This window comes from Demequina silvatica (genome assembly GCF_000971215.1).
Taxonomy (GTDB): Bacteria; Actinomycetota; Actinomycetes; order Actinomycetales; family Demequinaceae; genus Demequina; species Demequina silvatica.
This window is the reverse complement of sequence record NZ_BBMA01000002.1, coordinates 111,648-137,764: the sequence shown is the minus strand read 5'-3', so window position 1 is coordinate 137,764 and position 26,117 is coordinate 111,648. Positions and strand designations below refer to the sequence as shown.

Annotated in this window: 20 protein-coding genes; 11 read left to right on the top strand and 9 right to left on the bottom strand. The window is 73.4% G+C overall.

The features are described 5' to 3' along the window. Position 1 precedes the first annotated feature (1 nt). Positions 2-523: a hypothetical protein gene (locus tag AOM05_RS00595; RefSeq protein ID WP_062518691.1), complete on the bottom strand. Its 522-nt coding sequence runs from the start codon at positions 521-523 to the stop codon at positions 2-4. Then, on the bottom strand, positions 520-2,130 hold the full coding sequence (locus tag AOM05_RS00590) for a PspC domain-containing protein (RefSeq protein WP_062518690.1): 1,611 nt from the start codon (positions 2,128-2,130) through the stop codon (positions 520-522). Before AOM05_RS00590 ends, AOM05_RS00595 begins: the two co-directional genes overlap by 4 nt. 153 nt (positions 2,131-2,283) lie before the next feature. Here AOM05_RS00590 and AOM05_RS00585 point away from each other — a divergent pair, with 153 nt between their 5' ends. Continuing rightward, positions 2,284-3,303, top strand: a complete 1,020-nt coding sequence (locus AOM05_RS00585) for a sensor histidine kinase (RefSeq protein ID WP_062518689.1) — start codon at positions 2,284-2,286, stop codon at positions 3,301-3,303. Beyond that, positions 3,300-3,950, top strand: a complete 651-nt coding sequence (locus AOM05_RS00580) for a response regulator (protein ID WP_062518688.1) — start codon at positions 3,300-3,302, stop codon at positions 3,948-3,950. The genes AOM05_RS00585 and AOM05_RS00580 overlap by 4 nt, the downstream gene beginning before the upstream one ends. Here AOM05_RS00580 and AOM05_RS00575 read toward each other — a convergent pair. Then, positions 3,947-4,642 (bottom strand): hypothetical protein, encoded by a 696-nt coding sequence (locus AOM05_RS00575; RefSeq protein WP_062518687.1) that lies wholly within the window; start codon positions 4,640-4,642, stop codon positions 3,947-3,949. The genes AOM05_RS00580 and AOM05_RS00575 overlap by 4 nt on opposite strands. A 232-nt stretch (positions 4,643-4,874) precedes the next feature. Here AOM05_RS00575 and AOM05_RS00570 point away from each other — a divergent pair, with 232 nt between their 5' ends. From AOM05_RS00570 to AOM05_RS00550, 5 genes are all read left to right on the top strand, one after another. Continuing rightward, complete coding sequence (locus AOM05_RS00570; RefSeq protein ID WP_082097153.1) at positions 4,875-6,368, top strand: DEAD/DEAH box helicase; 1,494 nt, start codon at positions 4,875-4,877, stop codon at positions 6,366-6,368. 69 nt (positions 6,369-6,437) lie between these two features. Further along, complete coding sequence (locus AOM05_RS00565) at positions 6,438-7,262, top strand: hypothetical protein (protein WP_156164974.1); 825 nt, start codon at positions 6,438-6,440, stop codon at positions 7,260-7,262. Positions 7,263-7,424: 162 nt separating this feature from the next. After that, a complete protein-coding gene (pcrA, locus tag AOM05_RS00560) occupies positions 7,425-10,007 on the top strand; it encodes a DNA helicase PcrA (RefSeq protein ID WP_062518685.1) in 2,583 nt (860 codons plus the stop codon). Between the two features lie 57 nt (positions 10,008-10,064). Beyond that, positions 10,065-10,682, top strand: coding sequence for a hypothetical protein (locus AOM05_RS00555; RefSeq protein ID WP_062518684.1), 618 nt, complete (start codon positions 10,065-10,067; stop codon positions 10,680-10,682). An 82-nt stretch (positions 10,683-10,764) separates the two neighbouring features. Beyond that, positions 10,765-11,718, top strand: a complete 954-nt coding sequence (locus AOM05_RS00550; protein ID WP_062518683.1) for an L-lactate dehydrogenase — start codon at positions 10,765-10,767, stop codon at positions 11,716-11,718. A gap of 69 nt (positions 11,719-11,787) precedes the next feature. On the opposite strand, the gene AOM05_RS00545 is transcribed toward AOM05_RS00550, so the two are convergent. After that, positions 11,788-13,956, bottom strand: a complete 2,169-nt coding sequence (locus AOM05_RS00545) for an MMPL family transporter (protein WP_062518682.1) — start codon at positions 13,954-13,956, stop codon at positions 11,788-11,790. A 237-nt stretch (positions 13,957-14,193) separates the two neighbouring features. Here AOM05_RS00545 and AOM05_RS00540 point away from each other — a divergent pair, with 237 nt between their 5' ends. The 4 genes from AOM05_RS00540 (at position 14,194) to sucD (ending at position 18,504) form a co-directional block, all read left to right on the top strand. Beyond that, positions 14,194-15,543, top strand: a complete 1,350-nt coding sequence (locus AOM05_RS00540) for a sensor histidine kinase (RefSeq protein ID WP_062518681.1) — start codon at positions 14,194-14,196, stop codon at positions 15,541-15,543. Then, on the top strand, positions 15,540-16,184 hold the full coding sequence (locus tag AOM05_RS00535) for a response regulator transcription factor (protein WP_082097150.1): 645 nt from the start codon (positions 15,540-15,542) through the stop codon (positions 16,182-16,184). The genes AOM05_RS00540 and AOM05_RS00535 overlap by 4 nt, the downstream gene beginning before the upstream one ends. A 256-nt stretch (positions 16,185-16,440) precedes the next feature. After that, on the top strand, positions 16,441-17,610 hold the full coding sequence (gene sucC, locus AOM05_RS00530; RefSeq protein WP_062518680.1) for an ADP-forming succinate--CoA ligase subunit beta: 1,170 nt from the start codon (positions 16,441-16,443) through the stop codon (positions 17,608-17,610). A gap of 9 nt (positions 17,611-17,619) precedes the next feature. Next, a complete protein-coding gene (sucD, locus tag AOM05_RS00525; RefSeq protein WP_062518679.1) occupies positions 17,620-18,504 on the top strand; it encodes a succinate--CoA ligase subunit alpha in 885 nt (294 codons plus the stop codon). Between the two features lie 60 nt (positions 18,505-18,564). Here the strand turns inward: sucD and AOM05_RS00520 are convergent, their stop codons facing one another. The 5 genes from AOM05_RS00520 to kdpA are packed head-to-tail and all read right to left on the bottom strand — an operon-like array spanning position 18,565 to position 26,098. Next, positions 18,565-19,236 carry a response regulator gene (locus tag AOM05_RS00520; protein WP_062518678.1) on the bottom strand — a complete coding sequence of 224 codons (672 nt, stop codon included), beginning with the start codon at positions 19,234-19,236 and terminating at the stop codon, positions 18,565-18,567. Continuing rightward, positions 19,233-21,749, bottom strand: a complete 2,517-nt coding sequence (locus tag AOM05_RS00515; RefSeq protein WP_062518677.1) for a sensor histidine kinase — start codon at positions 21,747-21,749, stop codon at positions 19,233-19,235. Before AOM05_RS00515 ends, AOM05_RS00520 begins: the two co-directional genes overlap by 4 nt. A gap of 50 nt (positions 21,750-21,799) precedes the next feature. Next, a complete protein-coding gene (gene kdpC / locus AOM05_RS00510) occupies positions 21,800-22,432 on the bottom strand; it encodes a potassium-transporting ATPase subunit KdpC (protein WP_082097149.1) in 633 nt (210 codons plus the stop codon). A gap of 1 nt (position 22,433) precedes the next feature. Further along, positions 22,434-24,452: a potassium-transporting ATPase subunit KdpB gene (gene kdpB, locus AOM05_RS00505; protein ID WP_062518676.1), complete on the bottom strand. Its 2,019-nt coding sequence runs from the start codon at positions 24,450-24,452 to the stop codon at positions 22,434-22,436. Then, a complete protein-coding gene (gene kdpA / locus AOM05_RS00500; protein WP_062518675.1) occupies positions 24,449-26,098 on the bottom strand; it encodes a potassium-transporting ATPase subunit KdpA in 1,650 nt (549 codons plus the stop codon). Before kdpA ends, kdpB begins: the two co-directional genes overlap by 4 nt. Between the last annotated feature and the right edge of the window lie 19 nt (positions 26,099-26,117).

Sequence of the window (26,117 nt, the reverse complement as noted above, 5' to 3'; positions counted from 1 at the left end):
GCTACTGGTCCGTCCTGCGCTCGCCGTCGGCGGTGTCGGGGTCGGGGGTGTCGGGGGTGTCCGACGCGGACTCCGCGGCGATGACCTCGGTGTCCGCGGTCTCGTCCCACCGCTGCGCGGGCTCGGCCCACGTGTGGCCGGCGGTCTGCGAGCGGGGAACGGGCATCTCCGCGGTGGGGGCGAGAGGGGCCTCGCCCGCGAGCGGGGAGCCGGAACCCTCGGGGGCCCCGACCTCGTCGACCGCGGCGACCGGCGCATCGTCCCCCGCCGTGCCCGCGGCACCGTCGGTACCGACGAAGGCCGCCCGCTCCTGGCGCGACTGCCGCGACGCCGCGGCGAGCGCGGAGGCGAGCAGCCAACCGCCCAGCACCACCAACGCGACGATCGCGAGGACCTCGAGGTCCACGTCGTAGCCGGACAGCGCGGCGATGGTGAGGGCGCCGGTCGCGGCCACGATGGCCCCCCAGATGATGCCGGTGACGCGCTCGGCGGCGCCGCGGCGGGGTCGGATCTCGGCGCTCATCGCGCCACCTCCTCGGACTCCTCGATGATGATGGTCATGTAGCCGTCCACCGGGGCGGCGGTGAGCGCCGCGTCGGTGGCGCCGGGGTTGGACAGCGTGACGCCGTCGCCGTCCCACAGGTCGCACGCGACCTCGCGCTCGGGCCAGTACACGGTCGCGGAGGCCGCGCCCTCGGTGGTGAGCGTGAAGGACGTGTCCTCTGCCATGCGGACGGTGGTGAAGGCCGCCGTGAGCGTCTCCGCGCCCGGGTCCTCGGCGTCGACGCTCACCAGCCCGCGCGACTCGCCGCTCGAGCTCGGGACGTCCTCGGTGGCGTAGCAGCCGGACGGCAGCGCGATGGTCGCGTAGTCGCCGTCGAACGCGGACAGGGCGTCGAAGGTGGCGTCGTGGGCCGGCGTCGCGGAGGCGACCGATCCTCCGGTCTCCTCGTACGGCCCGGTGGCGAAGCCGCCGACCTGGATCTCGGGCAGGTACTGGTCGGCCCAGCCGTCGCGGAAGTCGTCGGCCTCGGCGATGAGGATCGCCGCCGGGATCAGCCCCACCGCGGACAGGAACGCGAGGAAGCCCATCCGGCGGCCCGTCGCCGCGACCAGCATGAGGATGACGCCCAGGCCGGTGAGGAACAGCGGTCCCCACGCGATCACGGGGTGCACCGCGAGGAGCTCCTGCCAGTCCGCCCACACGATCCCGGCGGCGGAGATCACCAGCCACGCGAGCGTGAGCAGGTAGAACGGCGCGCCCGGGCCCGGCACCCGCGGCTGGCGCGGCGGGCGGGCGGCGTACTGGACGCCCTGATGGGCGGGGGACGATGCGGGGGCCGGCTGAGCGGCCGGCGGCGCGTAGGCCGGGGGCGGGGTGCCGTAGCCGGTCGCGGCGTACGCGGTCGAGGTCGTGGCGGCGGCCTGCTCGGCGGCGGCGTTGGCGGCGGTGACGGCCTCGTCGACCGCGGTTGCGGCGTACGCGGCGGCACTCGCGCGCTCCTGTGCGCGCTGCTCGGCGCGGGCCTCCCGGTAGGCGTCGCGCTGGGCGCGGCGGTCCGCGGCCCACGCCGGCGGCACCGCGTAGACGGGCGGCGTGCCGGGAGGCTGCTGGCCGCGCTCGCGGTTGCGGCGCGACATCATGACGATGAAGAAGATGACCCCGGCGATCACCGCGAGCGGGACCAGGACCGCGAGCATCACCGCGAACGCGCTGAGGAGCCCGTGCGCCGGGCCGCTGTCGAGGGCGGTCCACGGCCAGCTGCCCGTGTCGACCCGGAACGGCCCACCCGCGTCGCCGATCCCGATGAGGCCGAGGATCGCGATGATGCCGATGCCCACGAGCGCGCCCACGTTGGGCACGCCGCGCCCGAAGTCCTGGACCACGATCCGCCCCTGGCGGTCCGGCAGCAGCGCCCAGGCCGCCGCGTAGGCGAGGAGCACCACCCCGTTGAGGAAGACGGCGAGCGCCACCAGGCCCACGCGCGTCCAGGCACGCGACCAGTTCAGGCGCTCGGCGATGCCGCCGGCGACGCCGCTGAACACGCGGGCGTCGCTGCGGGTGATGCCCCATCCGCGGATGGTGGCGAAGAACCCCGCCTCGGCGGGAGGGGTCTGCGGTTGAGTCATGGTCTCTCCTTGTGGATCTTCCTCGAGTCTCGCGCCGCGGCGGGTGGGCCCGCTATGAGGGAGCACCCTGATTCGCACCCTGATCCTGGGGTGCGCCACGCATCGTCCCGGTGGCCGAGGAGCGAAGCCCCGCCGCTGTGCGAAGGTGGTGCCATGACCGCCCCCGCGACCCGCCTGGCGCGGCCGCTGGAGCGTCGCTCCCCGGCCGTGCAGTGGTGGCGCGCCACCGTGGGCGTGGTGCTGCTCGGCATCGCCGCGGCGCTGCTGGTCCGCAAGTACGAGTGGGCGCATCTGGCCTGGTGGCTGCTGCCTCTCCTGCTGTTCGTGGTGGCCGTGGTGCTGGTGTGGAGCCCGCTCGAGAACGCGGTGCAGCTCGACGCGCGACGGCCCGACGTGGGCGGGCTGTTCTCGCGCGACGCGTGGCTGCGCGCCGTGGCGGGCGTCGCGCTCGCGCTGGGTGCGCTGGGCTGGTTCGCCATGGGGACGGCCGGATGGAACCCCGTGGTGCGCGCCGTGGTGGTCCCGGTGGTGGTGATCGCGGGGGTCGCGCTGGTGCTCGCCCCGTGGTGGCTGCGCCTGCTGCGCCAGGTGGGGGTCGAGCGCGAGCGCCGCGTGCGGGAGTTCGAGCGCGCCGAGATCGCCGCCCACCTGCACGACTCCGTGCTGCAGACCCTCACGCTCATCCGCGCGAAGGCGGACGATCCGGCGGCCGTGTCGCGCCTCGCGCGCGCCCAGGAGCGCGACCTGCGCGCCTACCTCTACCAGGACCGTCGCACCTCGGAGGAGTCGGTGGCGACGGCGCTCGCGGCCGTGGTCGCCGAGGTCGAGGACGCGCACGCCGTCGAGGTCGAGGTGGTGACGGTGGGCGATGCTCCCACCACGCCGGGCCTCGCGGCCGCCGTGCGCGCGGTGCGCGAGGCCGTCCTCAACGCGGCGCGCCACGCTCGCGGGCCGTACTCGGTCTATGCCGAGGTGACCGCCGCGGGGCTCGAGGTCTTCATCCGCGACGGCGGACCCGGGTTCGACCTCGCGGCCGTGCCCGCGGGCCGGCTGGGGATCCGCGATTCGATCATCGGGCGCGTGGCCCGCCACGGCGGCACCGCCGAGGTCACGTCCGCGCCGGGCGGCCGCACCGAGGTCGCCATCACCATGCCCCGGGAGGAGCAGCCATGACCGTGTCCGTGGTGATCGTGGACGACCACGACGTCATCCGAGTGGGGGTTCGCGAGAGCCTCGAGGCCGACATCTCCGTGATCGGGGAGGCGCGCGACGTCGAGTCCGCCGTCGCGGAGGTCCGCGCCAAGGAGCCCCAGGTGGTGATCCTCGACGTGCACCTGCCCGGCGGCACTGGCGGCGGGGCGCTCGACGTGCTCGCCGAGATCCTTCACCGCCCGGGCGCCCCCAAGGTGCTCGCGCTGTCCGTGTCCGACTCCGCCGAGGACGTGGTCGCGACCGTGCGGGCGGGTGCGCGCGGCTACGTCACCAAGTCCATCTCGGGCCCCGACCTCTCGGACGCGGTGCGCCGCGTGGCCGGCGGCGACGCGGTGTTCTCCCCGCGCCTGGCCGGGTTCGTGCTCGACGCGTTCGGCGCGGCGGGAGGCGAGGTGGCCGCGGCGGACGAGGACCTCGACAAGCTCACCGAGCGCGAGCAGGAGGTCATGCGGCTCATCGCGCGCGGGTACACGTACCGCGAGGTGGGCGAGAAGCTGTTCATCTCCATCAAGACGGTCGAGACGCACGTGGGCAAGGTGCTGCACAAGCTCCAGCTGTCCAACCGTCACGAGCTCGCCCACTGGGCCGCGCAGCGGCGGATCGTCTAGGACGCGCTCACCAGCGACACGGCCCGAGCGATCACGAGCGCGAGCAGCACGAATCCGGAGAACGCCTGCAGCCCCATCAGTGCCTTCGCGCGCCCCGACAGCGGGATCGAGTCGGAGGCGGAGAACGCCATCGAGTTCGACAGGGACGAGTAGAGGTAGTCGCCGAAGCGGGGGCGCCAGCCCGCGACGCGGGACGATGCGGCGGCCACCTCCTCGATCGCGTCGTGGTCCTCGTCCTGGGCGAAGCGGATGTCCGCGGGCGGCAGGGCGGCGCGGTCGAGCGCGCGTCGCACCACGGGACCGCCCCGGTCGAGCTCCCACATCACCAGGGCGAACGCGATCACGTTGGTGAGCCACACCTGCGCGGCGGACAGCAGCAGGCGCGTCCCCGAACCCGTGGCCGGCTCGACGAGCGACACGATCAGCTCGACCAGCATCACCTGGTTCGCGGCGGCCAGCAGCAGCGCCTGCGCGACCGAGATCCCGCGCGTCCACGCGGTCTGCCGGTGCATGCGCACCGGGTTGACCACCAGGAGGGGGATGAGCAGCAGCAGCCCGATCCCCACCACCGCGTAGCGCAAGACCGGGAGGAACGTCGACGGCAGCGCGAGGTAGAGGGCCAGGGCGACCAGCAGCGCGGCCACCGCGGGCCAGCGGTGCTCGCCGCTGGCGCCCTCAGGGATGGCCGTCATGAGGTGATTCTGCCGCGCCTGCTACCCTTGGGGGTACTTGCAGGGTCGATACCGGCCCTCCTGCGTCGCAGATTGCTTCCACTTCTCGCCAGCGCCCGGGGATCCCGGCTGCGCGGCTCGTAGAAATTCTCTTCGGCGAACGAGAGCGGACACCTCCGCCTTCGCCACCACTGAAGGTGCGCTCGCCCGCCCGGGCGACGTGCGCATCGTCCCCTGCCCGAAAGGCACACGCATGTCCTCCACCACCTTCGCCGAGCTCGGCGTGCCCGTCCAGCTGACGGACGTCCTCGAGCGCGAGGGCAAGACCCACGCGTTCCCCATCCAGGTGGGAACGCTGCCCGACACGCTCGCCGGTCGCGACGTGCTGGGCCGCGGCCGCACCGGCTCCGGCAAGACCCTCGCGTTCTCGCTGCCCACCGCAGCGCGCCTGGGCGCCCGCGGCGGCCGCGCGAAGCCGGGCCGCCCCCGCGCGCTCATCCTCGCGCCCACCCGCGAGCTCGCCACCCAGATCGACGCCGTCATCGCCCCGCTCGCGGAGGCGTTCGGCATGCGCACCACCACCATCTTCGGCGGCGTGAGCCAGCAGCGCCAGGAGCGCGCCCTGCGCGCCGGCGTCGAGATCGTGGTGGCCTGCCCCGGCCGCCTCGAGGACCTCATGGGCCAGGGCCACGTGTCGCTCGACGCCGTCGAGGTGACCGTGCTCGACGAGGCCGACCACATGGCGGACCTGGGCTTCCTGCCCGGCGTCACCCGCATCATGTCCAAGACCCCGCAGCGCGGCCAGCGCCTGCTGTTCTCCGCGACGCTCGACAACGGCGTGGACAAGCTGGTCAAGAGGTTCCTGAACGACCCGATCACGCACGCGGTGGACTCCGCCGACAGCCCCGTCGAGGCGATGACGCACCACGTGTTCCACGTGGCCGGCGCGGACGCCAAGCGCGACCTCATCCACACGCTCGCGTCGGGCACGTCGCGCCGCATCCTGTTCACCCGCACCAAGCACCAGGCAAAGAAGCTCGCGAAGCAGCTGACCGCGGCCGGCATCCCGGCGGTCGACCTGCACGGCAACCTGTCGCAGAACGCCCGCGACCGCAACCTCGCGGCGTTCGCCGGCGACACGGTCCGCGTCCTGGTCGCCACGGACGTCGCGGCGCGCGGCGTCCACGTCGACGGGGTCGAGCTGGTGGTCCACGTGGACCCGCCGGCCGAGCACAAGGCGTACCTCCACCGCTCCGGCCGCACCGCGCGTGCCGGCTCCGCGGGCGACGTGGTCACCGTGGTGACGCCCGAGCAGCGCCGCGAGACCCAGCAGCTGCTGCGCAAGGCCAACATCACCGTGAAGCCGCAGGAGGTCAGCGCGGCTTCCTCGCAGGTCACCCGCCTGGTGGGCGAGGTCGCCGCGTTCGTCGCGCCGACCGCCGCCGGACCGGTGCCGCAGCCCGCACAGCGCTCGAAGGCGCCGCGGAACGGCGCGGGCTCGGGTGCGGGTTCGGGCTCGGGCGACCAGGCCCGCGGCGGCGGTCGCCGTCGGGGCCGCGGTCACGGCGGCGCGGGCGCCTCGAACGGTGCCGGCTCCTCCACGGGCGGCTCGCAGCAGCGCACCCAGCGCCCCGCCTCGCGCGGCGGCGCCGGCGGCCACGCCGCGTCCGCCGGCAGCACCGGGGGCGCCGCGGCGTTCTCGTCGCGCGGCGGTTCCGGCGTGTCGCGCCGACGTCGCGCACGATAACGGTGATATCCCTGCTAGGTAGCGTCGCAGGGGTTGTGCCCTGACACGGTCCGTCCTATGGTCGGACCCATGGGGGGCAATGAGGCTGAGGGGCTGATGCGGACCGCCGCGCCGCCGGCGGGCGCGGTCGCGCCCGGCGACGACGGGTTCGTAGGCAGGCGCGCGCGGCGCAACCGCGCACACGAGTACTGGAACGCGCGGCCGTGGTCCGTGCGCCAGCAGGATCGGGAGGCGAATCCCTCGCCGCCCGCGCCGCCGCCGCTCGCCGCGGTCCCGCAGCACGTGGGCCCGTTCGAGCAGTCCTCGGCCGGCCTGCCCATGCGGGTGGGCCCGGCCGCGCCCCCGCGCATCGAGCCCGACGAGGTCATCCGGCTCCCTCGCCAGTCCGGCGAGGTGCCGGTGGTCGTGCCGGTCCCCGAGACCGTCGCGACGCCGGAGCCGTCGCTGCCGACGCTCGCGTTCCCGCTCGCCGTGGTGCCGGACCTGGTGTTCGAGCCCGAGGATGAGACGGGGGACGATGCCCCGGTCGCGTCGGGCGACGAGGTCTCCGAGGCGGTGGGCGAGGGGGCGGCCGGCCAGGTGTTCGACGCCGCCGACGCGGAGGCGTCCGAGGCTCCCGTCGCGGAGCCCGAGGGCGTGGACGAGGCGCTCGAGATGCTCGTCGCGCTCGCGCCGCACCTGGGCTGCCTCGCCGCCGACGAGGTCGCCGAGGGCCGCGTCACGTTCGCGCGCTGCCACGAGCTGCTGGCTCGCATGCACCGCTCCGTGAGCGACCGCAACGTGTGGCGCGACCTCATCCGCCTGTGCGACGCGGACCCGGATCCCGAGGTCCGGCGTGCGGCGGACGAGGCGCTCGAGGCGCTCGAGGCGTTCGGCACGGCCCCGAAGGCCTGATCGCGCCGAGTTCGCTCAGCACGGTCCGGGCCGCGACACGCGGGCCTGGACACGTTCACAGGCGGGACCCGGCGGCGTGTCGCGCGTGCGACTGTGCGCAGCGAACCGGACCGAACCTTGGCGGGGGCGGGGGTCGGAGGCAGCGCCTAGACTTTCCGGGTCATGGATGCGCTCTTCGAACTCGACGGCACCGATCCTTCGGAGCCCCAGCCCGCCACGCCCGCGAACGCCGCGCCCGAGCCCGTCGAGCCGGAGCCGGTCGAGCCCGAGCCGGAGGAGTGGTTCGCGCCCGCACCCGACGAGGCGTACGAGCCCGAGCCCGAGGACGCGTGGATCCCGCCGGCCCCCATCCTCTCGGGCCACCACAGGCCCGCCCCGGCCGCGAACCGGCCGGTGCGCGACGCATCGTCCCTGGTGGAGGGCCTCAATCCGCCGCAGGCGGAGGCCGTCACCCACCAGGGCGAGGCGCTGCTCATCATGGCCGGCGCCGGGTCGGGCAAGACGCGCGTGCTCACGCACCGCATCGCGCACCTGCTCGAGACGCATCGCGCGCGCCCGCACCAGATCCTCGCGATCACCTTCACCAACAAGGCCGCGGCGGAGATGCGCGAGCGCGTCGAGGCGCTCGTGGGGCCCGAGGCGCGCGGCATGTGGGTCGCGACGTTCCACAGTGCGTGCGTCCGGATCCTGCGCGCGGACCACAAGCTCGCCGGCCTGAGCAGCACGTTCTCGATCTACGACACGTCCGACCAGGTCAACCTCATGAAGCTCGTCATGAAGGAGCTGAACCTCGACCCCAAGAAGTTCACGCCCAAGGCGATCCTGGGGCGGATCGGCAAGTTCAAGGACGAGCTCATCGACCCCGAGATCGCGCTCGCGGGCGCCTCGATGGCCAGCAAGTTCTCCATCGAGCACGCCGCCGCGACCGCCTACCCGCTGTACCAGCGGCGGCTCGAGGCTGCCAACGCGGTCGACTTCGACGACATCATCGTGAAGACGGTCGCGCTGCTCCAGAACCACCCCCAGGTGGCGCGCGCCTACCGCGAGCGGTTCCGCCACATCCTGGTCGACGAGTACCAGGACACCAACCACGCCCAGTACATCCTGGTGCGCGAGCTGGTGGGGCCGTCCGACGACGCGAGCCTGCCGGCCGGCGAGCTCACCGTCGTGGGTGACGCGGACCAGTCGATCTACGCGTTCCGCGGCGCCACCATCCGCAACATCATGGAGTTCGAGAAGGACTACCCGAACGCGCACCTGGTGCGCCTCGAGCAGAACTACCGCTCCACGCAGAATATCCTCACCGCCGCGAACACGGTCATCCAGAACAACGCGGACCGCCGCCCCAAGAACCTGTGGACCGACTCGGGCGCGGGGGAGAAGATCAAGGGTTACGCCGCGGACACCGAGCAGGGCGAGGCGCAGTACATCGCGACCGAGATCAAGCGCCTCATGGACGAGGACGGCGTCGCGCCCACCGACATCGCCATCATGTACCGCGCCAACGCGCAGTCCCGCGCCGTCGAGGAGCGCTTCATCCGCGCCGAGATCCCCTACAAGGTGGTCGGCGGCACGCGCTTCTACGAGCGCCGCGAGATCAAGGACATGCTCGCGTACCTCGCCGCCGTGGTGAACGAGGACGACGACGTCGCCACCCGCCGCATCATCAACGAGCCCAAGCGCGGCATCGGCGACACGGCGGTCGAGGCGGTCGAGGGCGTGCGCCGCACGCTGGTGGCCGCGGGCGAGACGGCCAGCTTCGGCACGGCGCTGCGTCGCCTGGACGATGCCCCGATCCAGGCCCGCTCGCAGCGCGCCATCGCGGACTTCGTGCGCCTGATGGACGACCTCCGGGCGCTCGCGGCGGACAACGGCCCGGCGGGCGTGCTCGACGCGATCGCCGACCGCACCGGCCTGCTGGCGGCGCTGCGGAGCTCCGAGGACCCCCAGGACGCGAGCCGGATCGAGAACATCATGGAGCTCGTGGCCGTGGGCCGCGAGTTCTCCGAGGAGAACCCCGAGGGCACGCTCGCGGACTTCCTCGAGAAGGTCGCGCTGGTCGCGGACGCGGACCAGGTCCCCGACACCGACGGCACGGGCGGCGTGGTCACCATGATGACGCTCCACACCGCGAAGGGCCTCGAGTTCCCCGTGGTGTTCCTCACCGGCATGGAGGACGGCACGTTCCCGCACATGCGATCCATCGAGTCCGGCGACACCAAGGACATGGAGGAGGAGCGCCGCCTCGCCTACGTGGGCCTCACCCGGGCCCGCGAGCGCCTCTACCTCACGCGCGCGGAGGCCCGTTCGAGCTGGGGCGCGCCGCAGTACTTCACCGCGAGCCGGTTCGTCGAGGAGATCCCCGCGGAGCTGATGGAGTGGACCCGCGCCGCGGTGACCATGTCCTCGCTGCGCGCACAGTCGGACCGCGGCTCCTCCCGGGGTGGCGCGTGGTCCGGGATGGGCTACGGCTCGGGTGGCTACGGCGGCAACCAGGACCGCGAGGACGGCAACTCGTACTCGCGCGCCGGCGCCGTCACCACGCGCCGCGTGCCCCCGAGCCCGCCGGGCGCGGGCGCGGGCGACATCGGCTTCGAGGTGGGCGAGCGCGTGCTTCACGACAAGTTCGGCATGGGCAAGGTGGTCGGCACCGAGGGCGTGGGCCGCAACGCGGTGGTGAAGGTCGACTTCGGCGGAGACGTCAAGCGGCTGGTCCTGCGCTTCAACTCCCTCGACAAGCTGTAGCCGCCGGCGCTAGCGTTCCCCCAGGTAGGCGTCGGTGCCGAGCCTCAAGGGGGGACGATGCGCGGGTGGGCCTGGGCGGGAGCGGTCGCCGTGGCGGTGGTCGTGGCGGCGCTCGCGGTGCCGTGGGTGCCGGCGGCGGCCGTCACGAAGGTGCCGGTCGAGCGCGAGTGGACGCTCACCGATGAGGAGTCGGGGCACTGCGTCGACGTCGCCTTCTCCACCACCCTCGAGGGCACGGAACGGCGCCCGGTGATCGCGGCGCTGCCGTGGCGCGCGTGGACCGACACCTCGCTCGCGGGCGACACCGTCGCGAGCGTGCACGCCGGCACGGGCTGCGAGGGCACGGGCGGACTCTCGGCGCTGGACGCCGGGATCGTGGTGGGCGACGCGACGTGCGGCGAGTGGGACTTCGGGCCGCCGTCGATGGGCGACTCGCTCGCGGAGATGACGTTCGGCTGCGGCGAGACCTCGCTGCGCTTCGAGGTGGGCACCCTGGACGCGGCGACAGGCATGGAGTCGCACCAGGAGGTCTACCCGTGGTGGGGGATCGGCCGCGACGGCTGCGTCGACGTGGCCGCATGGGCGACCATCAACTCGACCCAGGGTGACGGCGCGCTCTCGGCCAGCGTCCCCGGTCCCGAGCCCGAGACCTCCTGCCTGTCGGACGCGGGCTGAACCGCCGCATCGTCCCTGACGCGCGACGCGCATCGTCCCCCGCCGCTAGGCTCGACCTGGACCGTTACCCCAGGAGGATGGCATGTCGGACAAGACCTCGAAGGTGTCGATCGTCGGCGCAGGAGCCGTGGGCTCGACCCTCGCCTACGCAGGCCTGATGCGCGGATTCGCGCGGACCGTCGCGCTGTACGACATCAACACCGCGAAGGTCGAGGCGGAGGCGCTCGACCTGGCGCAGGGCATCCAGTTCATGCCCGAGGCGACGGTGCTCGGCTCCTCGGACATCGGGGTGGTCGAGGACTCGGACGTGGTGGTCATCACCGCCGGCGCGAAGCAGCAGCCCGGCCAGACCCGCATGGACCTCGCCGGCGCGACCATCTCCCTCATGGACAAGGTGCTGCCGCCGCTGCTCGAGGTCGCGCCCGACGCCATCTACATCCTGGTGACCAACCCGGTCGACGTGGTGACGTACGCCGCGATCAAGAAGTCCGGCATGGACCCGAGCCGCATGTTCGGCTCCGGCACCGCGCTCGACACGTCGCGCCTGCGCCACCAGGTGGCCAAGTACTGCGACATCGCGGTGGGCAACGTGCACGCGTACATCGCGGGCGAGCACGGCGACTCCGAGGTGGCGCTGTGGTCCTCGGCCACCATCGGCGGCCAGCCGCTCATGGAGTGGCGCGGCCGCGACGGCGAGATCGTCATGACGCCCGAGGTGCGTGAGCAGATCCACCACGACGTGATGCGCTCCGCGTACACGATCATCGAGGGCAAGGGTGCGACCAACTACGCCGTCGGCGCCGCGGGAGCGCGGATCGTCGAGGCGGTCCTGGGCGACCAGCGCCGCATCATGCCGGTCTCGACGCTCATCGACTACCCGGGCGTCGGCGAGGTCTGCATGTCGCTGCCCGCCGTGATCGGCCGCAACGGCATCGAGCACCAGGCCACCACCCCGATGGACGACTCGGAGAAGGCCCTCCTCGAGGCGTCCGCCCGCTCCATCAAGGAGACCGCGAACCGCTTCGGGGTCGGCTGACCCCACCCCACCACGCGGAACGATGCGCCGGGAGCGTGAGGCTCCCGGCGCATCGTCCCTTCTCGGGGTTCAGACCCCCACGAGCTCCTTCTCGCGCGGCGGCTCGGGTGCCGCGCCCTCGATCCGGACCTGCGGGAGCCAGCCGAGCCAGCGCGGCAGGGACCAGTTGTGGCGGCCCAGCAGCGTCATGATGGACGGCACCAGGACGGTGCGGACCACGGTCGCGTCGATGATGACCGCGGCGGCGAGCCCGAAGCCCATCTGCTGGAACTCGGCGAGGTCGCCGAGCGCGAAGCCCAGGAACACCGCGACCATGATGAGCGCCGCGCCCGTGATGAGCGAGCCGGTACGCGACAGGCCGTGGACCACGGCGTCGCGGGTGTCGCCGGTGACGTCGTAGCGCTCCTTGATGCGGCTGATGAGGAACACGTGGTAGTCCATCGACAGCCCGAAGAGCACCGCGAACAGGAACAGCGGGAGCCAGGGGGCGATGCCGTCGACCTGCGCGAACCCGAACAGCTCCGCGCCCCAGCCGTACTGGAACACCCCGACCAGGAGGCCCAGCGCCGCGCCCGCGGAGAGCACGTTGAGCGCGATCGCGGTGAGGGGGATCGCGAGCGTGCGGAATGCGAGCAGCAGCAGCACGAACGTCGCGCCGAGCACCGTGAGCAGCACCCACGGGGTGTAGTCGAGGATGGTGTCGGTGAAGTCGTCCGACTCCGCCTGGTCGCCGCCCACGTACGCGACCGCGTCGGTGCCGTCGAGCGCCGCGGGCGCCATGACGGTGCGGAGGCGGTCGATGGCCTGCTCGGCCTCGATCGAGGAGGCGTCGTTGACGTCGCGGGTGTCGATGAACGCGGCGTCGCCGTGCCAGTCGACGGCGGTCTCCGCGAACGCGGCGTCCTCCTCGATGGTGCGGGCGAGCTGCTCGACCTGGACGGTCGCGGAGCCCGCGTCGTCGATCGCGACCACCGTGCCGCTCTGGCCCTGGCCGAACTGGTCGACCAGCACCTCGGAGGCCTGGCGCATCTCGTTGTCCGCGGGCAGGGACTCGACGCCCGCGAAGGTGAGGCGCATCGACAGGAACGGCAGCGCGAGCGCGACCAGCAGCGCGAGGCCCACGCCCGCGGAGATCGCCGGGCGCGCGATGACGGCGCGCGCGATGGCGGTCCACGTCTTGGGCTCGCGGCCCGGGTGGGCGGTGGGGATGCGGCCGCGGTTGACGCGGTGGCCCAGGAGGCGCAGCACCGCGGGCAGCAGCGTGAGCGCCGCGATCACGGACATGATGGCGACCAGGATCGCGCCCGCGCCGAGCGAGCGCATGATGGTCGACGGGACCAGCAGCAGGCCGATCAGGGAGATCACCACGGTGATCCCTGAGAACATGACGGCGCGGTTGGCGGTCGAGCCGGTGATCGCGACGGCCTCCTTGACGGTGCGGCCGTGCGCGAGCTCCTCGCGGAAGCGCTGCACCGCGACCAGGCTGTAGTCGATGCCGAGCGCGAGGCCCATCATCGTGATCATGTTGACGATGAAGAAGGACAGCTCGAACACCTGACCGACGATCGCGGTCGCGCCGAGGGCCGTGACGATGGACACCGCGGCGACCATGAGCGGCAGGCCGGCTGCCACCAACGCCCCGAACACCACCACCAGGATCACCAGCGCCACCGAGATGCCGATCATCTCGCCGCGCATGAGCGACTCCTCCGCGATCGCGTCGAACGCCTGCTGCGCCGTGACCTCGCCCATGTTGAGCAGGGTGAAGCCCTCGACGTCGGCGGCGGCGGTCGCGCGCTGGATCTCGAGAGCGACGGCGTCCTCCTCGTCGGGCATGACCTCGGCGGTGACGAGCGCCGCGGTGCCGTCCTCGGAGACCGGGAACGGCTGGTCGGCGGTCGGTGCGGCCACCTCGACCACGCCGGGGATGGCGTCGAGGCCCGCGACCACGTCCGCGATCACCTTGTCGAAGGAGGCGTCGCCGAAGGTCGCGCCGTCCGCGCGGACCACCACGGTCTCGCTCTCGGTGGCGGAGGCGCTGCCGCGCAGCTCCTGGTTGCGGTCGTCCGCCTCCTGCGAGTCGGTGGCGACCAGGACGCGGTCGTCCTGGGTGAGGCTGTCGCCCAGCCCCCCGGCGGCGAGCACGGCGGCGGCGATCGCCACCAGCCACGCCGCGATGGTCAGCCACGGCCGGGCGGCCGCGCCTCGGGCGATGCGCCCGGTCAGTCCGATGTTCATGGGTCCTCCCCCTGTGGGTGCCGCGGTGGGGCAGGGTGGCCCGTATGCGGCTTTCTCGAACGTAGGCAGCGGTGGTGCCGCGCCGCGGCCCGCTTCCGGATGAATCGTGGGGCTCGCGCGGGTGAAGAGTCGTGTGACCCTCCCGAGGGATTCGTGCGTTCGTCTCCCCCGCCCGGGGGAAGGGTTCCCTCCGCGGGAACGAGGACACCGGGTGCCCCCGCGCGGCACCATGGCCTCATGGACCTGATCCGCACGTACTTCGCCGCCTCGTGGGAGGCGCGCACCTGGACCGCGATCGGCTACCTGCTCATCTCGCTGCCGATCGCGATCGTGCTGTTCGTCTACGCGGTCACCATGTATGCGCTCGGGGTGGGGCTCGCGGTGCTGTGGGTGGGGCTGGTGCTGCTGGTGGCGATGCAGGCGTCGCTGCGGCCCATCCAGACGTTCGAGCGCGGCCTCGCGAACGCGCTCATCGACGCGTGCGTGCTGCCGCCGGCCCCCATGCGCGTGCCGCAGGGCGGGCGCATCAAGCGCGCGCTCGCGCCGTTCCACGACGTGCCCTCGTGGCGGACGCTCGCGTGGATCGCCGGGCGGCTGCTGCTCGCCCCGATCGCCTTCGCGGTCGCGGTGATCGCGCTGGTGGTGCCGGTGTCGCTGATCGCGGCCGTGGTGATCGCGCTCGCGTATCAGACCGGGCTGCTCGACGCGCTCGGGTGGGGCACCGTCGACGCCGAGGCCCGTGCCGTGGTCGACACCGTCACCTTCTGGGTCGCGGTCGGCAGCCCGGTGGTGCTGGTGGTGGCGCACCTGCCGGCGTGGGCGGTGCGCGGCATGGCGGCGCTGCACGTGATGATGGCGCGCGGCGCGCTCGGGCTGTGCGACACCGACATCGCCAAGGCCGCGACCGCGCGCGCCGAGCTCGCCGAGGAGCAGGTCCGGATCGACCAGGAGCTGCACGACAGCATCGGGCACATGATCACCATGAACATCGTGCAGGCCGGCGCGGGCGCGCACGTGTTCGACTCCGACCCGGAGTTCGCGCGCCAGGCGCTGAGGAACATCGAGGAGCGCGGCCGCGCCGCGATGGGCGAGCTCGACCGGATCATCGCCACCATCCGCGGCGAGCAGGCCGAACGCGCGCCCCTGCCCACGCTCGCCGACATCCCCCGCTTCATCGACGCCGCCCGCGAGGCCGGCATGACCGTGGACGCGGAGGTCGACGTGGTGACAGTGCCGCCCGCGCTCGGGCGCGCGGCCTTCGGGATAGTCCGCGAGTCGCTCACCAACGCGGCGCGGCACGCGCCCGGCGCGACCGTGCGGGTGAGGGTCGCGCGGGAGGACGATGCGCTGGGCATCGAGGTGGTCAACGGCGCCCCGGTCGGGGAGCGGGTGGGCGGCGGCACCGGCCGGCGGCACGGTGTGTCGGGGATGCGCGACCGGGTCACGCTGCTCGGCGGGCGCACCGCGATCGGCCCCACCTCGGACGGCGGGTACCGGGTGATGGCGCTGCTGCCGCTCGAGGCGACCTTGCGCACGGCGCCGGTCGGCTCTCCGTGGGACGATCTGCGCGTGGAGGTGGACGCGTGAGGGTGGCGATCGTCGACGACGATCCGCTGGTGCGCATGGGCCTGCGCGCGATCGTCGGCTCGGAGCCGGGCTGGGAGGTCATCGGCGAGGCCGGCGACGGCGCCGGGGCCGTCACGCTGGCCGCGCGCGAGCGGCCCGACGTGGTGCTCATGGACATCCGCATGCCCGGCGTGGACGGGCTCACCGCCACCCGGGAGATCGTGGCCGCGGGGGTGCCCACCCGCGTGCTGGTCCTCACCACGTTCGAGGTGGACGAGTACGTGTTCGAGGCGATGCGCTCGGGTGCCTCCGGGTTCGTGCTCAAGCGGGTCCCGCCGGCGGAGCTCATCGAGTCCATCCGGGTGGTCGCATCCGGGCAGTCGCTGCTGTTCCCCGCCTCGACGCGCGCGGTGATCGAGCGGTTCGCGACGGCCGGCTCGCAGCGCCTGCCCGACCTCACCGAGCGCGAGCAGGACGTGCTGCGGGCGCTCGCGCGGGGACGGTCCAACGGCGAGATCGCGTCGGAGCTGTTCGTGTCGGTGGAGACGGTGAAGTCGCACGTCGCGTCGATCCTCATGAAGCTCGGGGTGCGCGACCGCACGCAGGCCGTGATCGTGGCCTACGAGAGCGGGTTCGTGTCCCCGGGCGACGTGACCCCCTGACCCGCTACCCACTTCGCCCCGCACGGTCTGGTGCCTGACACGCGGAGCCGGCCCGCGCATCGTCCCCCTGCCCGCGGGGTGTCGCGGGCGAAACCGTGCTGAGCGAACTGACCGTGCTGAGCGAACTGACCGCGCTGAGCGAACCGGTGGGGCAGGGGACCTTGGTCCCGCGATCGTGTACGACGTGGGTAGGCTGAGCCTGCACCAACGGACCCGCGCGCCGACGAGGGCGCGCACTCTCGCGTGAGGACAGTGCATGGACCTGTACGAGTACCAGGCGCGCGACATGTTCGAGAAGCACGGCGTACCCGTGCTCCCCGGCATCGTCGCCGAGACCCCCGCCGAGGCACGCGCCGCGGCCGCGCAGCTGGGCGGCATCGTCGTCGTCAAGGCTCAGGTGAAGGTGGGCGGACGTGGCAAGGCGGGCGGCGTCAAGGTCGCCAAGAACCCCGACGAGGCCGAGGCGCACGCCGCCGCGATCCTCGGGATGGACATCAAGGGCCACACGGTCCACCGCGTGATGATCGCCGCCGGCGCCGCGATCGCCGAGGAGTTCTACTTCTCCGTGCTGCTGGACCGCGCCGAGCGTCGCTACCTCGCGATGTGCTCCGTCGAGGGCGGCATGGAGATCGAGCAGCTCGCGGTCGAGCGCCCGGACGCCCTCGCGCGCGTCGCGGTCGACCCGCTGGTGGGCATCGATGAGGCGAAGGCCTACGAGATCGTGGACGCCGCGCGTTTCCCCGCGGACCTGCGCGACCAGGTCGCCGGCGTCATCCAGACCCTGTGGACCGTGTACAAGGAGGAAGACGCGACGCTCGTCGAGGTCAACCCCCTGGTCCGCACCGAGGACGGCTCGATCATCGCGCTCGACGGCAAGGTCACCCTGGACGAGAACGCCGAGTTCCGTCACGCGGACCACGCGGCGCTCGAGGACAAGGCCGCGGCGAATCCGCTCGAGGCCAAGGCCAAGCACATGAACCTCAACTACGTGAAGCTCGACGGCTCCGTGGGCATCATCGGCAACGGCGCGGGCCTGGTCATGTCGACGCTCGACGTGGTCGCGTACGCGGGCGAGCAGTTCGGCGGCCAGAAGCCGGCGAACTTCCTCGACATCGGCGGCGGCGCCTCGGCCGAGGTGATGGCCAACGGCCTCGACGTGATCCTGCACGACCCGCAGGTCAAGAGCGTGTTCGTCAACGTGTTCGGCGGCATCACGTCGTGCGTCGCGGTCGCGGACGGCATCGTCGGCGCGCTCCAGGCGCTGGGTGACAAGGCGACCAAGCCGCTGGTGGTGCGCCTGGACGGCAACGCCGTCGAGGAGGGGCGCGCGATCCTCGCGCACGCCGACCACCCGCTCGTGACCATCGTCGACACCATGGACGGCGCCGCGGCCAAGGCCGCCGAGCTCGCCGCCGCCGCTTCCTAAGGAGACAACGTGGCAATCTTCCTCACCGCAGAGTCCAAGGTCATCGTCCAGGGCATGACCGGCTCCGAGGGCATGAAGCACACGCAGCGCATGCTCGCCTCCGGCACCACGATCGTCGGCGGCGTCAACCCGCGCAAGGCGGGCGCCGAGGTCGAGTTCCCCGGCGACGTGCTGGTGCCCGTGTACGGCACGGTCGCGGAGGCCATGGCCGAGACCGGCGCGGACGTGTCCGTGCTGTTCGTGCCGCCGCCGTTCACCAAGGCCGCCGTCATGGAGGCCGTCGACGCCGGCATGCCGCTGGTGGTCATCATCACCGAGGGCGTCCCGGTCGCGGACACCGCCGAGTTCTTCGCGTATGCGCAGTCCAAGGGCACCCGCCTGATCGGCCCCAACTGCCCGGGGCTCATCACGCCCGGCGCGTCGAACGTGGGCATCACGCCGGCCACCATCACGGGACCCGGCCGCATCGGGCTGGTCTCGAAGTCGGGCACGCTGACCTACCAGATGCTGTTCGAGCTGCGGGATATCGGCTTCTCGACGGCCGTGGGCATCGGCGGCGACCCGATCGTCGGCACCACCCACATCGACTGCCTCGAGGCGTTCCAGAACGACCCGGACACGGACGCGATCGTCATGATCGGCGAGATCGGCGGCGACGCCGAGGAGCGCGCCGCGGCGTACATCAGGGAGCACGTCACCAAGCCCGTGGTGGGCTACGTGGCCGGCTTCGAGGCGCCCGAGGGCAAGACCATGGGCCACGCCGGCGCGATCGTGTCCGGCTCGGCCGGCACCGCGCAGGCCAAGAAGGAGGCCCTCGAGGCCGCCGGCGTCCGCGTGGGCAAGACCCCGTCGGAGACCGCGCGCCTCATGCGGGAGATCCTCACCGGCGCCTGATCGCGCGGGAACGATGCGGGGCTCGGGCGATCGCCCGGGCCCCGTCGTCGTGGGGTCGGCTCAGAGATCGAGCCGGTAGCCGACGCCCGGGACCGTGATGAGGTGCCGCGGCTCGGCGGGCACGGGCTCGAGCTTCGCCCGCAGCTGCTGCACGTAGACCCGCAGGTAATGGGTCCGGTGCGGCACCGACGGCCCGCGGAGGCTCGCGAGCAGGTCCTCCCTCGCCACCACCCGCCCGGGCTCGCGCGCGAGCATCTCGAGCAGGCGCCACTCGGTCGGGGTGACGCCCACCTCGGCGCCGTCGCGCACCACCCTCCGCGCGGCGAGATCCACGGTGAACGATGCGGTGCGCACCTCCCGCGTCGCGGTCTCGCCGGCGCGGCGCCGGGTCGCGGCGCGTAGGCGCGCGAGCAGTTCGTCGACGTCGAACGGCTTGGTGACGTAGTCGTCGGCCCCGGCGTCGAGCGCGCGGACCTTCTCGCGAGGCTCGTGGCGGGCGGACAGCACCACGATCGGCATGGCGCTCCAGCCGCGCACCGCCTCGATCACCGCGAACCCGTCCATGTCGGGCAGCCCGAGGTCGAGGATCATCGCGGCGGCATCCACCTGCGCCGCGAGCGAGATCGCCTCGCGGCCGGTGGTCGCGACCACGGGCTCGTCGCCGTGGGCGCGCAGCACGATCGCGAGCGCCCTCGCGAGCACCCGATCGTCCTCGACGATCAGCACGGTCATGGCGCCGACCCTACCGCCGGGGGCTCGTCGCCGAGCGGCACCGTCACCACCATGGTGAGGCCCCCACCAGGGGTGTCGTCGGCGCGCAGGTCCGCGCCGATCGCCGTCGCGAGCCCGCGCGCGACGGCGAGCCCGAGGCCCAGACCCGCACCGCCCGGTGCGTCCCCGAGCCGCTGGAAGGACTCGAACATCCGGTCGCGGTCCGCCTCCGGCACCCCCGCGCCGCGGTCGACGATCGCGATCACCAGCTCCGTGGCGGACCGCCGCGTGCTCACGCGCACCGGCACATCCGCAGGCGAGTGGCGCACGGCGTTCTCCACCAGGTTGGCGATCACCCGCTCGAGCAGCCCGCCGTCGATCTCCACCTGGCCCACGTCGTCGGCCACGTCGAGCTCGACCGCGTCGGGGTCGACGCCCGCGCAGGCGGCGACCAGCGTGTCCATGATCCAGGTGGGCTGCGCGGTCGCGGTCACCGCGCCGGTGTCGATGCGCGTCATGTCGAGCAGGTCGTCGACCAGGTGCTGCAGCCTGTCGGCGCTGATGCGGATGTCCGCGAGCAGCGCGCGGGCGTCGGCCTCGTCGACGTCGAGGCTCGGGCTTGACAGCGCGCTCGCGGCTGCGACGATCCCCGCGAGCGGCGTGCGCAGGTCGTGGCTCACGGCCGCGAGGATCGCCCGCCGCACCTCCCCGCGCTCGCGGTCCGTGCGGGCTCGCGCCCGATCCACGGCGGCGTCGCGCCGCTCGGCGAGCGCCGCGGCCTGGGCGCACACCGCGAGCACCACGCGCATCGAGCGAGGCGGGAGCGGTTCCCCCCAAAGTAGGACGCGCGCGCCGTCCTCGAGGGGCAGCACCGCGGCGGGCTCGCCCGCGGGCGCGGCCGGGTCCGTGCCGATGGTGGCGCCGTCGGCCGTGACGATGCGCAGCCCGGCGAGCCCGAAGCCCTCGCGCAGCCGCGCGAGCAGCGCCGGGATCGCGTCGCCGCCCGCGATCACGTCGAGCGACGCCGAGGTCACGAGGTCCGCCTCGGCGCGCGCGGCGGTGGCCTCGCGGGCGCGCGTCGCCGCGCCCGACACCAACCGCGAGACGCCCACCGCCACCAGGAACAGCAGCGCGATCGCGATGGCGTCCTCGGGGCGCGCGATGTGGAGGGTGAGGCGCGGCTCCGAGAAGAAGAAGTTGGTGCACACCGCCGACAGCGCGGCCGCGAGCAGCGCGGGTCCGAGCCCGCCCACCGCGGCGACGCCGACGGTCAGCGACAGGAACGCCATCAGCGCGAAGGAGAGCTCGTCGGAGGAACCCGACCACACGAGCAGGCCCGCGAGCGCGGGCACCCCGACCGCCGCCATCGTCCATCCCGCGGCCACGCGGCGTCCGCTCAGGCGGCCCTCCCGCCGGCGCCTCAGCCGCCCGGTCTCGACCCCGTGGTGGCTCACCACCAGCACGTCGATGTCCTCCGAGCCGCGGATGATCCCGCGGGTGTCCGTGAGCGAGAACGCGGCCCGTACCCGCGACCGGGTGGACTCGCCCACCACGATCTGGGAGGCGTTGACGCCGCGTGCGAAGTCGAGCACGGCCTCCGATACGCGCTCGCCCGCGACCACGTGGAAGGTGCCGTCCGCGTCCTCGACCAGCCGCCGCTGTCGCGCGAGGTCGTGCTCGCTGCCGGAGGTGAGGCCGTCCGCGTGGGTGACGTGGACCGCGTAGAGCTGCCCACCGCTCGCGCGCTCCACGATCCGGATGGCGCGTCTCACCAGCGCGTCTCCCTCGGGGTCGCCGCTCAGCGCGACCACCACGCGCTCGCGGGCGCGCCACGGCTGGGAGATCTCGTTGGCCTGGCGGTACTGCTCGAGGGCGGCGTCGACACGGTCGGCGAGCCACAGCAGCGCGATCTCGCGCAGCGCGGTGAGGTTGCCCTCGCGGAAGAACTGCGCGAGCGCCGCGTCGATCCGGTCGGGCGGGTAGACGTTGCCGTGCGCGAGTCGACGGCGCAGCGCCTGCGGGCTCATGTCGACCAGCTCGATCTGGTCCGCGGCGCGTGCCACGTGGTCGGGGATGGTCTCGCGCTGCACCACGCCGGTGATGTCCCGCACCACGTCGTTGAGGGACTCGAGGTGCTGCACGTTGAGGGTGGTGATGACGTCGATACCCGCCGCAAGCACCTCCTCGACGTCCTCCCAGCGCTTGGGGTGCCGACCGCCGGGTGCGTTGGTGTGCGCGAGCTCGTCGATGAGGGCGATGTCCGGGTCGCGCGCGATCAGCGCGTCGACGTCGAGCTCGCCCAGGTCGATCCCCCGATGCGCGTGGACGGCGCGGGGGAGCACCTCGAGCCCGGCGATCGCGGCCTCGGTCGCCGCTCGGCCGTGAGTCTCGACGAAGCCGACCACCACGTCCGCCCCGCGCTCGAGGCGCCGGTTGCCCTCGTCGAGCATGGCGAAGGTCTTGCCCACGCCGGGCGCGGCGCCCAGGTAGATGCGCAGCCGGCCCCGGCGGACGCGCGACGGTTGCTCGCTCACGTCCTCATTGTGGTGCCGGGGGCGGCCGTGCATGGTCGGTGACGCTCCGGTCATCCGAGCGCCGCGAGGGACGCGTTGAGCACGGTGACGTTCACCGTCGCGTCCCCGAGGGCCAGCCACGGCTCGCCGGAGGTCGCCTCCGCGACGAGCGCCTCGACCTCCTCGACCTCGAGCCCGCGCTCGCGCGCGACGCGCTCGACCTGCAGCGCGGCGTACGCGGCGGAGATGTGCGGGTCCAGGCCGGAGGCCGACGCGGTGACCGCGTCGGCGGGCACGCTCGCCGGGTCGACGCCCTCGCGGGCGGCCACCTCCGCGCGGCGCTCCTCGATCGCGGCCACGAGGTCGGGGCTGTTCGGGCCGGCGTTCGAGCCGCCGGAGGCCATCGCGTCGTTGTCGACCGCGGACGGCCGGCCGTGGAACCACGCGTCGCCCTCGACCGCCTGTCCGATGAGGGAGGAGCCGACGGCCGTGCCGTCGACCTCGATGAGCGAGCCGGCGGCGCGGGCGGGCATGAGGGCGCCGACGGCGACCCCGGCGAGGGGGTAGAGGATGCCGAGGACCACGGTCGCCACGAGGAGCATGCGGAGCGCCGCGCCGACCGTGCGGGGGTGGGCGGTCGCCCGGAACGATGCGCCGAGCCGGCCGGCGGACGAGCGGCCGGTGGGCCGGGTGGTGGTGGTCATGTCAGGCTCCGATCCCGGGGATGTGGCGGACGACGAGGTCGATGAGCGCGATGCCGACGAACGGCGCGATCAGACCCCCGAGGCCGTAGGTGAGGAGGTTGCGGCGCAGCAGCACGTCGGCGCTGGCGGGCCGGAAGCGCGCCCCGCGCAGGGCGAGCGGGACCAGCGCGACGATCACGAGCGCGTTGAAGATCACCGCGGACAGCACCGCGGACTCCGGGGTCGCGAGGCCCATGATGTTGAGCGACGCGAGTCCCGGGATCGTGGCGGCGAACAGCGCGGGGAGGATCGCGAAGTACTTCGCCACGTCGTTCGCGATCGAGAAGGTGGTGAGCGCGCCGCGGGTGACGAGCAGCCGCTTGCCCACGTCGACGATGTCGATGAGCTTCGACGGGTCGGAGTCGAGGTCGACCATCGAGGCGGCCTCCTTCGCGGCCGCGGTGCCGGAGTTCATGGCGACGCCGACGTCCGCCTGCGCGAGCGCGGGCGCGTCGTTGGTGCCGTCGCCCGTCATCGCGACCAGGCGGCCCGCGGACTGCTCGTGCCGGATGCGCGCGATCTTGTCTTCGGGGGTCGCCTCGGCGAGCACGTCGTCGATGCCGGCCTGGCGGCCGATCGCCTGCGCGGTCAGCAGGTTGTCGCCGGTGGCCATCACGGTGGAGATGCCCATCGCACGGACCTCGGCGAACCGCGCGGGCAGCCCTTCCTTGACGATGTCCTCGAGCGCGATCACGCCCATCACCTCGACGGGCCGATCGGTGAGGCGCCGGGCGACCACCAGCGCGGTGGCGCCCTCGCGGCTGACCCGGCGCACCGCATCGTCCACGTCGCGCGGCAGGTCGCCGCCCGCCCAGGCACGCACCGCGGATGCCGCGCCCTTGCGTACCGACATGCCCGCGGGGCCGGGGATGTCGACGCCCGACATGCGGGTGGTGGCGCTGAAGGGGACCACGATCGCGTCGGCGGGCGCGACGGCGGCGTCGCCCGTGAGGCCGTCCACGAGCGTGACGATGGACCGCCCTTCCGGGGTGTGGTCCGCGAGCGAGGCGAGCCTGGCCGCGCGGGCGAGGTCCTCCTCGCGCTCGTCGCCGGCGGGGATGAGGCGGCGCGCCTGACGGTCGCCCAGCGTGATGGTGCCGGTCTTGTCGAGCAGCAGCACGTCGACGTCGCCGGCCGCCTCGACCGCGCGGCCCGAGGTGGCGAGCACGTTCCTCGCGAGCAGGCGGTTCATGCCGGCGATGCCGATCGCCGGCAGCAGCGCGCCGATGGTGGTGGGGATGAGGCACACCAGCAGGGCGACCAGGGTGACGAGGGGGATCGCGCCGCCGCCCGCACCCTCGGACATGGCGGGTAGCAGCGCCACCACCACCAGGAACACCAGCGTGAGGGCGCTGAGGAGGATCCCGAGCGCGATCTCGTTGGGGGTGCGCGTGCGCTCGGCGCCCTCGACCAGTGCGATCATGCGGTCGACGAAGCTCTCGCCGGAGGCGGCGGTCACCCGCACGTCGATCTGGTCCGACAGCACGCGCGTGCCGCCGGTGACGGAGCTGCGATCGCCGCCCGACTCGCGGATCACGGGGGCGGACTCGCCGGTGACGGCGGACTCGTCGACCGTCGCGGCGCCGTCGATGACGTCGCCGTCGGCGGGGATGACCTGGCCCGCGGAGACGCGCACCACGTCGCCCGGGCGCAGCTGGGAGGCGGGGACGATGCGCTCGTCACCCTCGCCGAGGAGCCTCGCGGAGAGGTCCTCCCGCAGGGCGCGCAGCGCGGCGGCCTGGGCGCGGCCGCGGCCCTCGGCGATCGCCTCGGACATCGCGGCGAGGAAGACGGTGCCCCACAGCCACAGGGTGATCGAGACGGCGAACACCGACGGGGTGACGAGGCACGCGACCGTGGTGAGCGCGGCGCCCGCCCACACGACGAGCATCACGGGGGCGTCGATGAGGGCCTTGGGGGACATCTTGCGCACGGCGAGGGGGAGCGCGTCGCGCAGCTGGGCGAGGAAGGAGGTGGTCATGCGAGGGACTCCGCGATGGGGCCCAGCGCGAGCGCCGGGGCGTAGGTGAGGAGGGCGACCACGACGGCGACGCCCACGAGAAGGACGGTGAACAGGGGGCCGTCGGTGCGCATCGTCCCCGCGCCCGCGGGCACGCGCGGCTCGCGGGCGAGCACGCCCGCCAGGGAGATCACCAGCAGCATGGGGAGGAACCGGCCGAGCAGCATGACGGCGCCCATGAGCAGCAGCTGCGGCGTGCCGGAGGAGTCGAAGCTGCCGAACGCGGAGCCGTTGTTGTTGCCGGCGCTGAGGTAGGCGTACAACGCCGAGCTCACGCCGTGCGCGCCGTCCTGGGTCACGGCAGAGTGCAGCGAAGGGATCGCCATCGTGGCCGCGAACCCGGCCAGCACCAGGACGGGCGTCGCGACCGTGTACAGCGCGACGCGGGTCATCGCGGCGGCGCGGATGCGCTTGCCGTAGATCTCGGGCGTGCGTCCCACCATGAGGCCGGCGAGGAACACCGCGAGGATCGCGATCACGAGCATGCCGTACAGGCCCGAGCCCACGCCGCCGGGCGCGATCTCCCCCAGGCCCATCGACGCGGAGGCGATGAGGCCGCCGGGTGCGGTGAGCGAGTCGTGCATCGCGTTGACGGATCCGGTGCTGGTGCCGGTGGTGGAAGCGGCGTAGAGGGCCGAGGCGGTCAGGCCGAAGCGCGTCTCCTTGCCCTCGAGCGCGGCGCCCGCGGCGGTCGGGGCCAGCCCGCCCGCGGCGTGCTCGGCCCAGATGAGCAGGCCGGCCGAGGCCACCCACAGGGTGGTCATCGCGCCGAGCACGGCGTAGCCCTGGCGGCGGTTGCCGAGGATGAGCCCGAGCGCGCGGGGGAGCGAGAACGGGATGGCGAGCATGAGCACCATCGACAGGAGGTTGGTCCACGCCGTCGGGTTCTCGAAGGGGTGGGCGGCGTTGGCGTTGAAGAAGCCGCCGCCGTTGGTGCCGAGCTGCTTGATGGCCTCCTGCGTGGCGACCGGGCCGCCGGGGAGGGTCTGGGCCGCGCCGGTGACGCCGGTGACGGTGGTGGGGTCGGCGAGGGTCTGGATGACTCCGCCCGCGATGAGCAGCACCGCGGACACCGCCGCGATCGGGAGCAGCACGCGCACGGTGATGCGGGTGATGTCCACCCAGAAGTTGCCCAGAGTCGCCGAGCGGTGCGCGGCCAGGGCGCGGACCAGGACGAACGCGACCGCGATTCCGACGGCGGCGGACAGGAAGTTCTGGACCGTGAGGCCGGCCGCTTGCGCGGTGTACCCCAGCGCGACCTCGCCGGAGTACCACTGCCAGTTGGTGTTGGTGACGAAGCTGATGGCGGTGCTGAGCGCGCCCGCGAACCCCATCCCGGCGGTGCCCTCGGAGAAGGGGAGCGCCCTGTTCATCAGCAGGATCGCGGTGAGCAGCACGACGCCCAGGGTCGAGAACGCCACCACGGCGCCCGCGTAGGAGCGGGTGGACTGCTGCGCGTCGGGGGCGACGCCCACCACGCGGTAGACGGCGCGCTCGACGCGGAGGTGGCGGGTCGAGGTGGCGGCACGCGCGAGCAGCGTGCCGAGCGGCCACTGGAGGAGGGCGAGCAGTCCGACGAGGACGGCGACGCCGATCAGGTCGGTCACGTCAGCGCCTCCCGGAGGA

Excerpts from the sequence above, each read along its gene's own strand:
- AOM05_RS00595 (WP_062518691.1), bottom strand. The coding sequence starts at position 523 with ATGAGCGCCGAGATCCGACCCCGCCGCGGCGCCGCCGAGCGCGTCACC.
- AOM05_RS00590 (WP_062518690.1), bottom strand. The coding sequence starts at position 2,130 with ATGACTCAACCGCAGACCCCTCCCGCCGAGGCGGGGTTCTTCGCCACC.
- AOM05_RS00585 (WP_062518689.1), top strand. The coding sequence starts at position 2,284 with ATGACCGCCCCCGCGACCCGCCTGGCGCGGCCGCTGGAGCGTCGCTCC.
- AOM05_RS00580 (WP_062518688.1), top strand. The coding sequence starts at position 3,300 with ATGACCGTGTCCGTGGTGATCGTGGACGACCACGACGTCATCCGAGTG.
- AOM05_RS00575 (WP_062518687.1), bottom strand. The coding sequence starts at position 4,642 with ATGACGGCCATCCCTGAGGGCGCCAGCGGCGAGCACCGCTGGCCCGCG.
- AOM05_RS00570 (WP_082097153.1), top strand. The coding sequence starts at position 4,875 with ATGTCCTCCACCACCTTCGCCGAGCTCGGCGTGCCCGTCCAGCTGACG.
- AOM05_RS00565 (WP_156164974.1), top strand. The coding sequence starts at position 6,438 with ATGGGGGGCAATGAGGCTGAGGGGCTGATGCGGACCGCCGCGCCGCCG.
- pcrA (WP_062518685.1), top strand. The coding sequence starts at position 7,425 with ATGGATGCGCTCTTCGAACTCGACGGCACCGATCCTTCGGAGCCCCAG.
- AOM05_RS00555 (WP_062518684.1), top strand. The coding sequence starts at position 10,065 with ATGCGCGGGTGGGCCTGGGCGGGAGCGGTCGCCGTGGCGGTGGTCGTG.
- AOM05_RS00550 (WP_062518683.1), top strand. The coding sequence starts at position 10,765 with ATGTCGGACAAGACCTCGAAGGTGTCGATCGTCGGCGCAGGAGCCGTG.
- AOM05_RS00545 (WP_062518682.1), bottom strand. The coding sequence starts at position 13,956 with ATGAACATCGGACTGACCGGGCGCATCGCCCGAGGCGCGGCCGCCCGG.
- AOM05_RS00540 (WP_062518681.1), top strand. The coding sequence starts at position 14,194 with ATGGACCTGATCCGCACGTACTTCGCCGCCTCGTGGGAGGCGCGCACC.
- sucC (WP_062518680.1), top strand. The coding sequence starts at position 16,441 with ATGGACCTGTACGAGTACCAGGCGCGCGACATGTTCGAGAAGCACGGC.
- AOM05_RS00520 (WP_062518678.1), bottom strand. The coding sequence starts at position 19,236 with ATGACCGTGCTGATCGTCGAGGACGATCGGGTGCTCGCGAGGGCGCTC.
- kdpC (WP_082097149.1), bottom strand. The coding sequence starts at position 22,432 with ATGACCACCACCACCCGGCCCACCGGCCGCTCGTCCGCCGGCCGGCTC.
- kdpB (WP_062518676.1), bottom strand. The coding sequence starts at position 24,452 with ATGACCACCTCCTTCCTCGCCCAGCTGCGCGACGCGCTCCCCCTCGCC.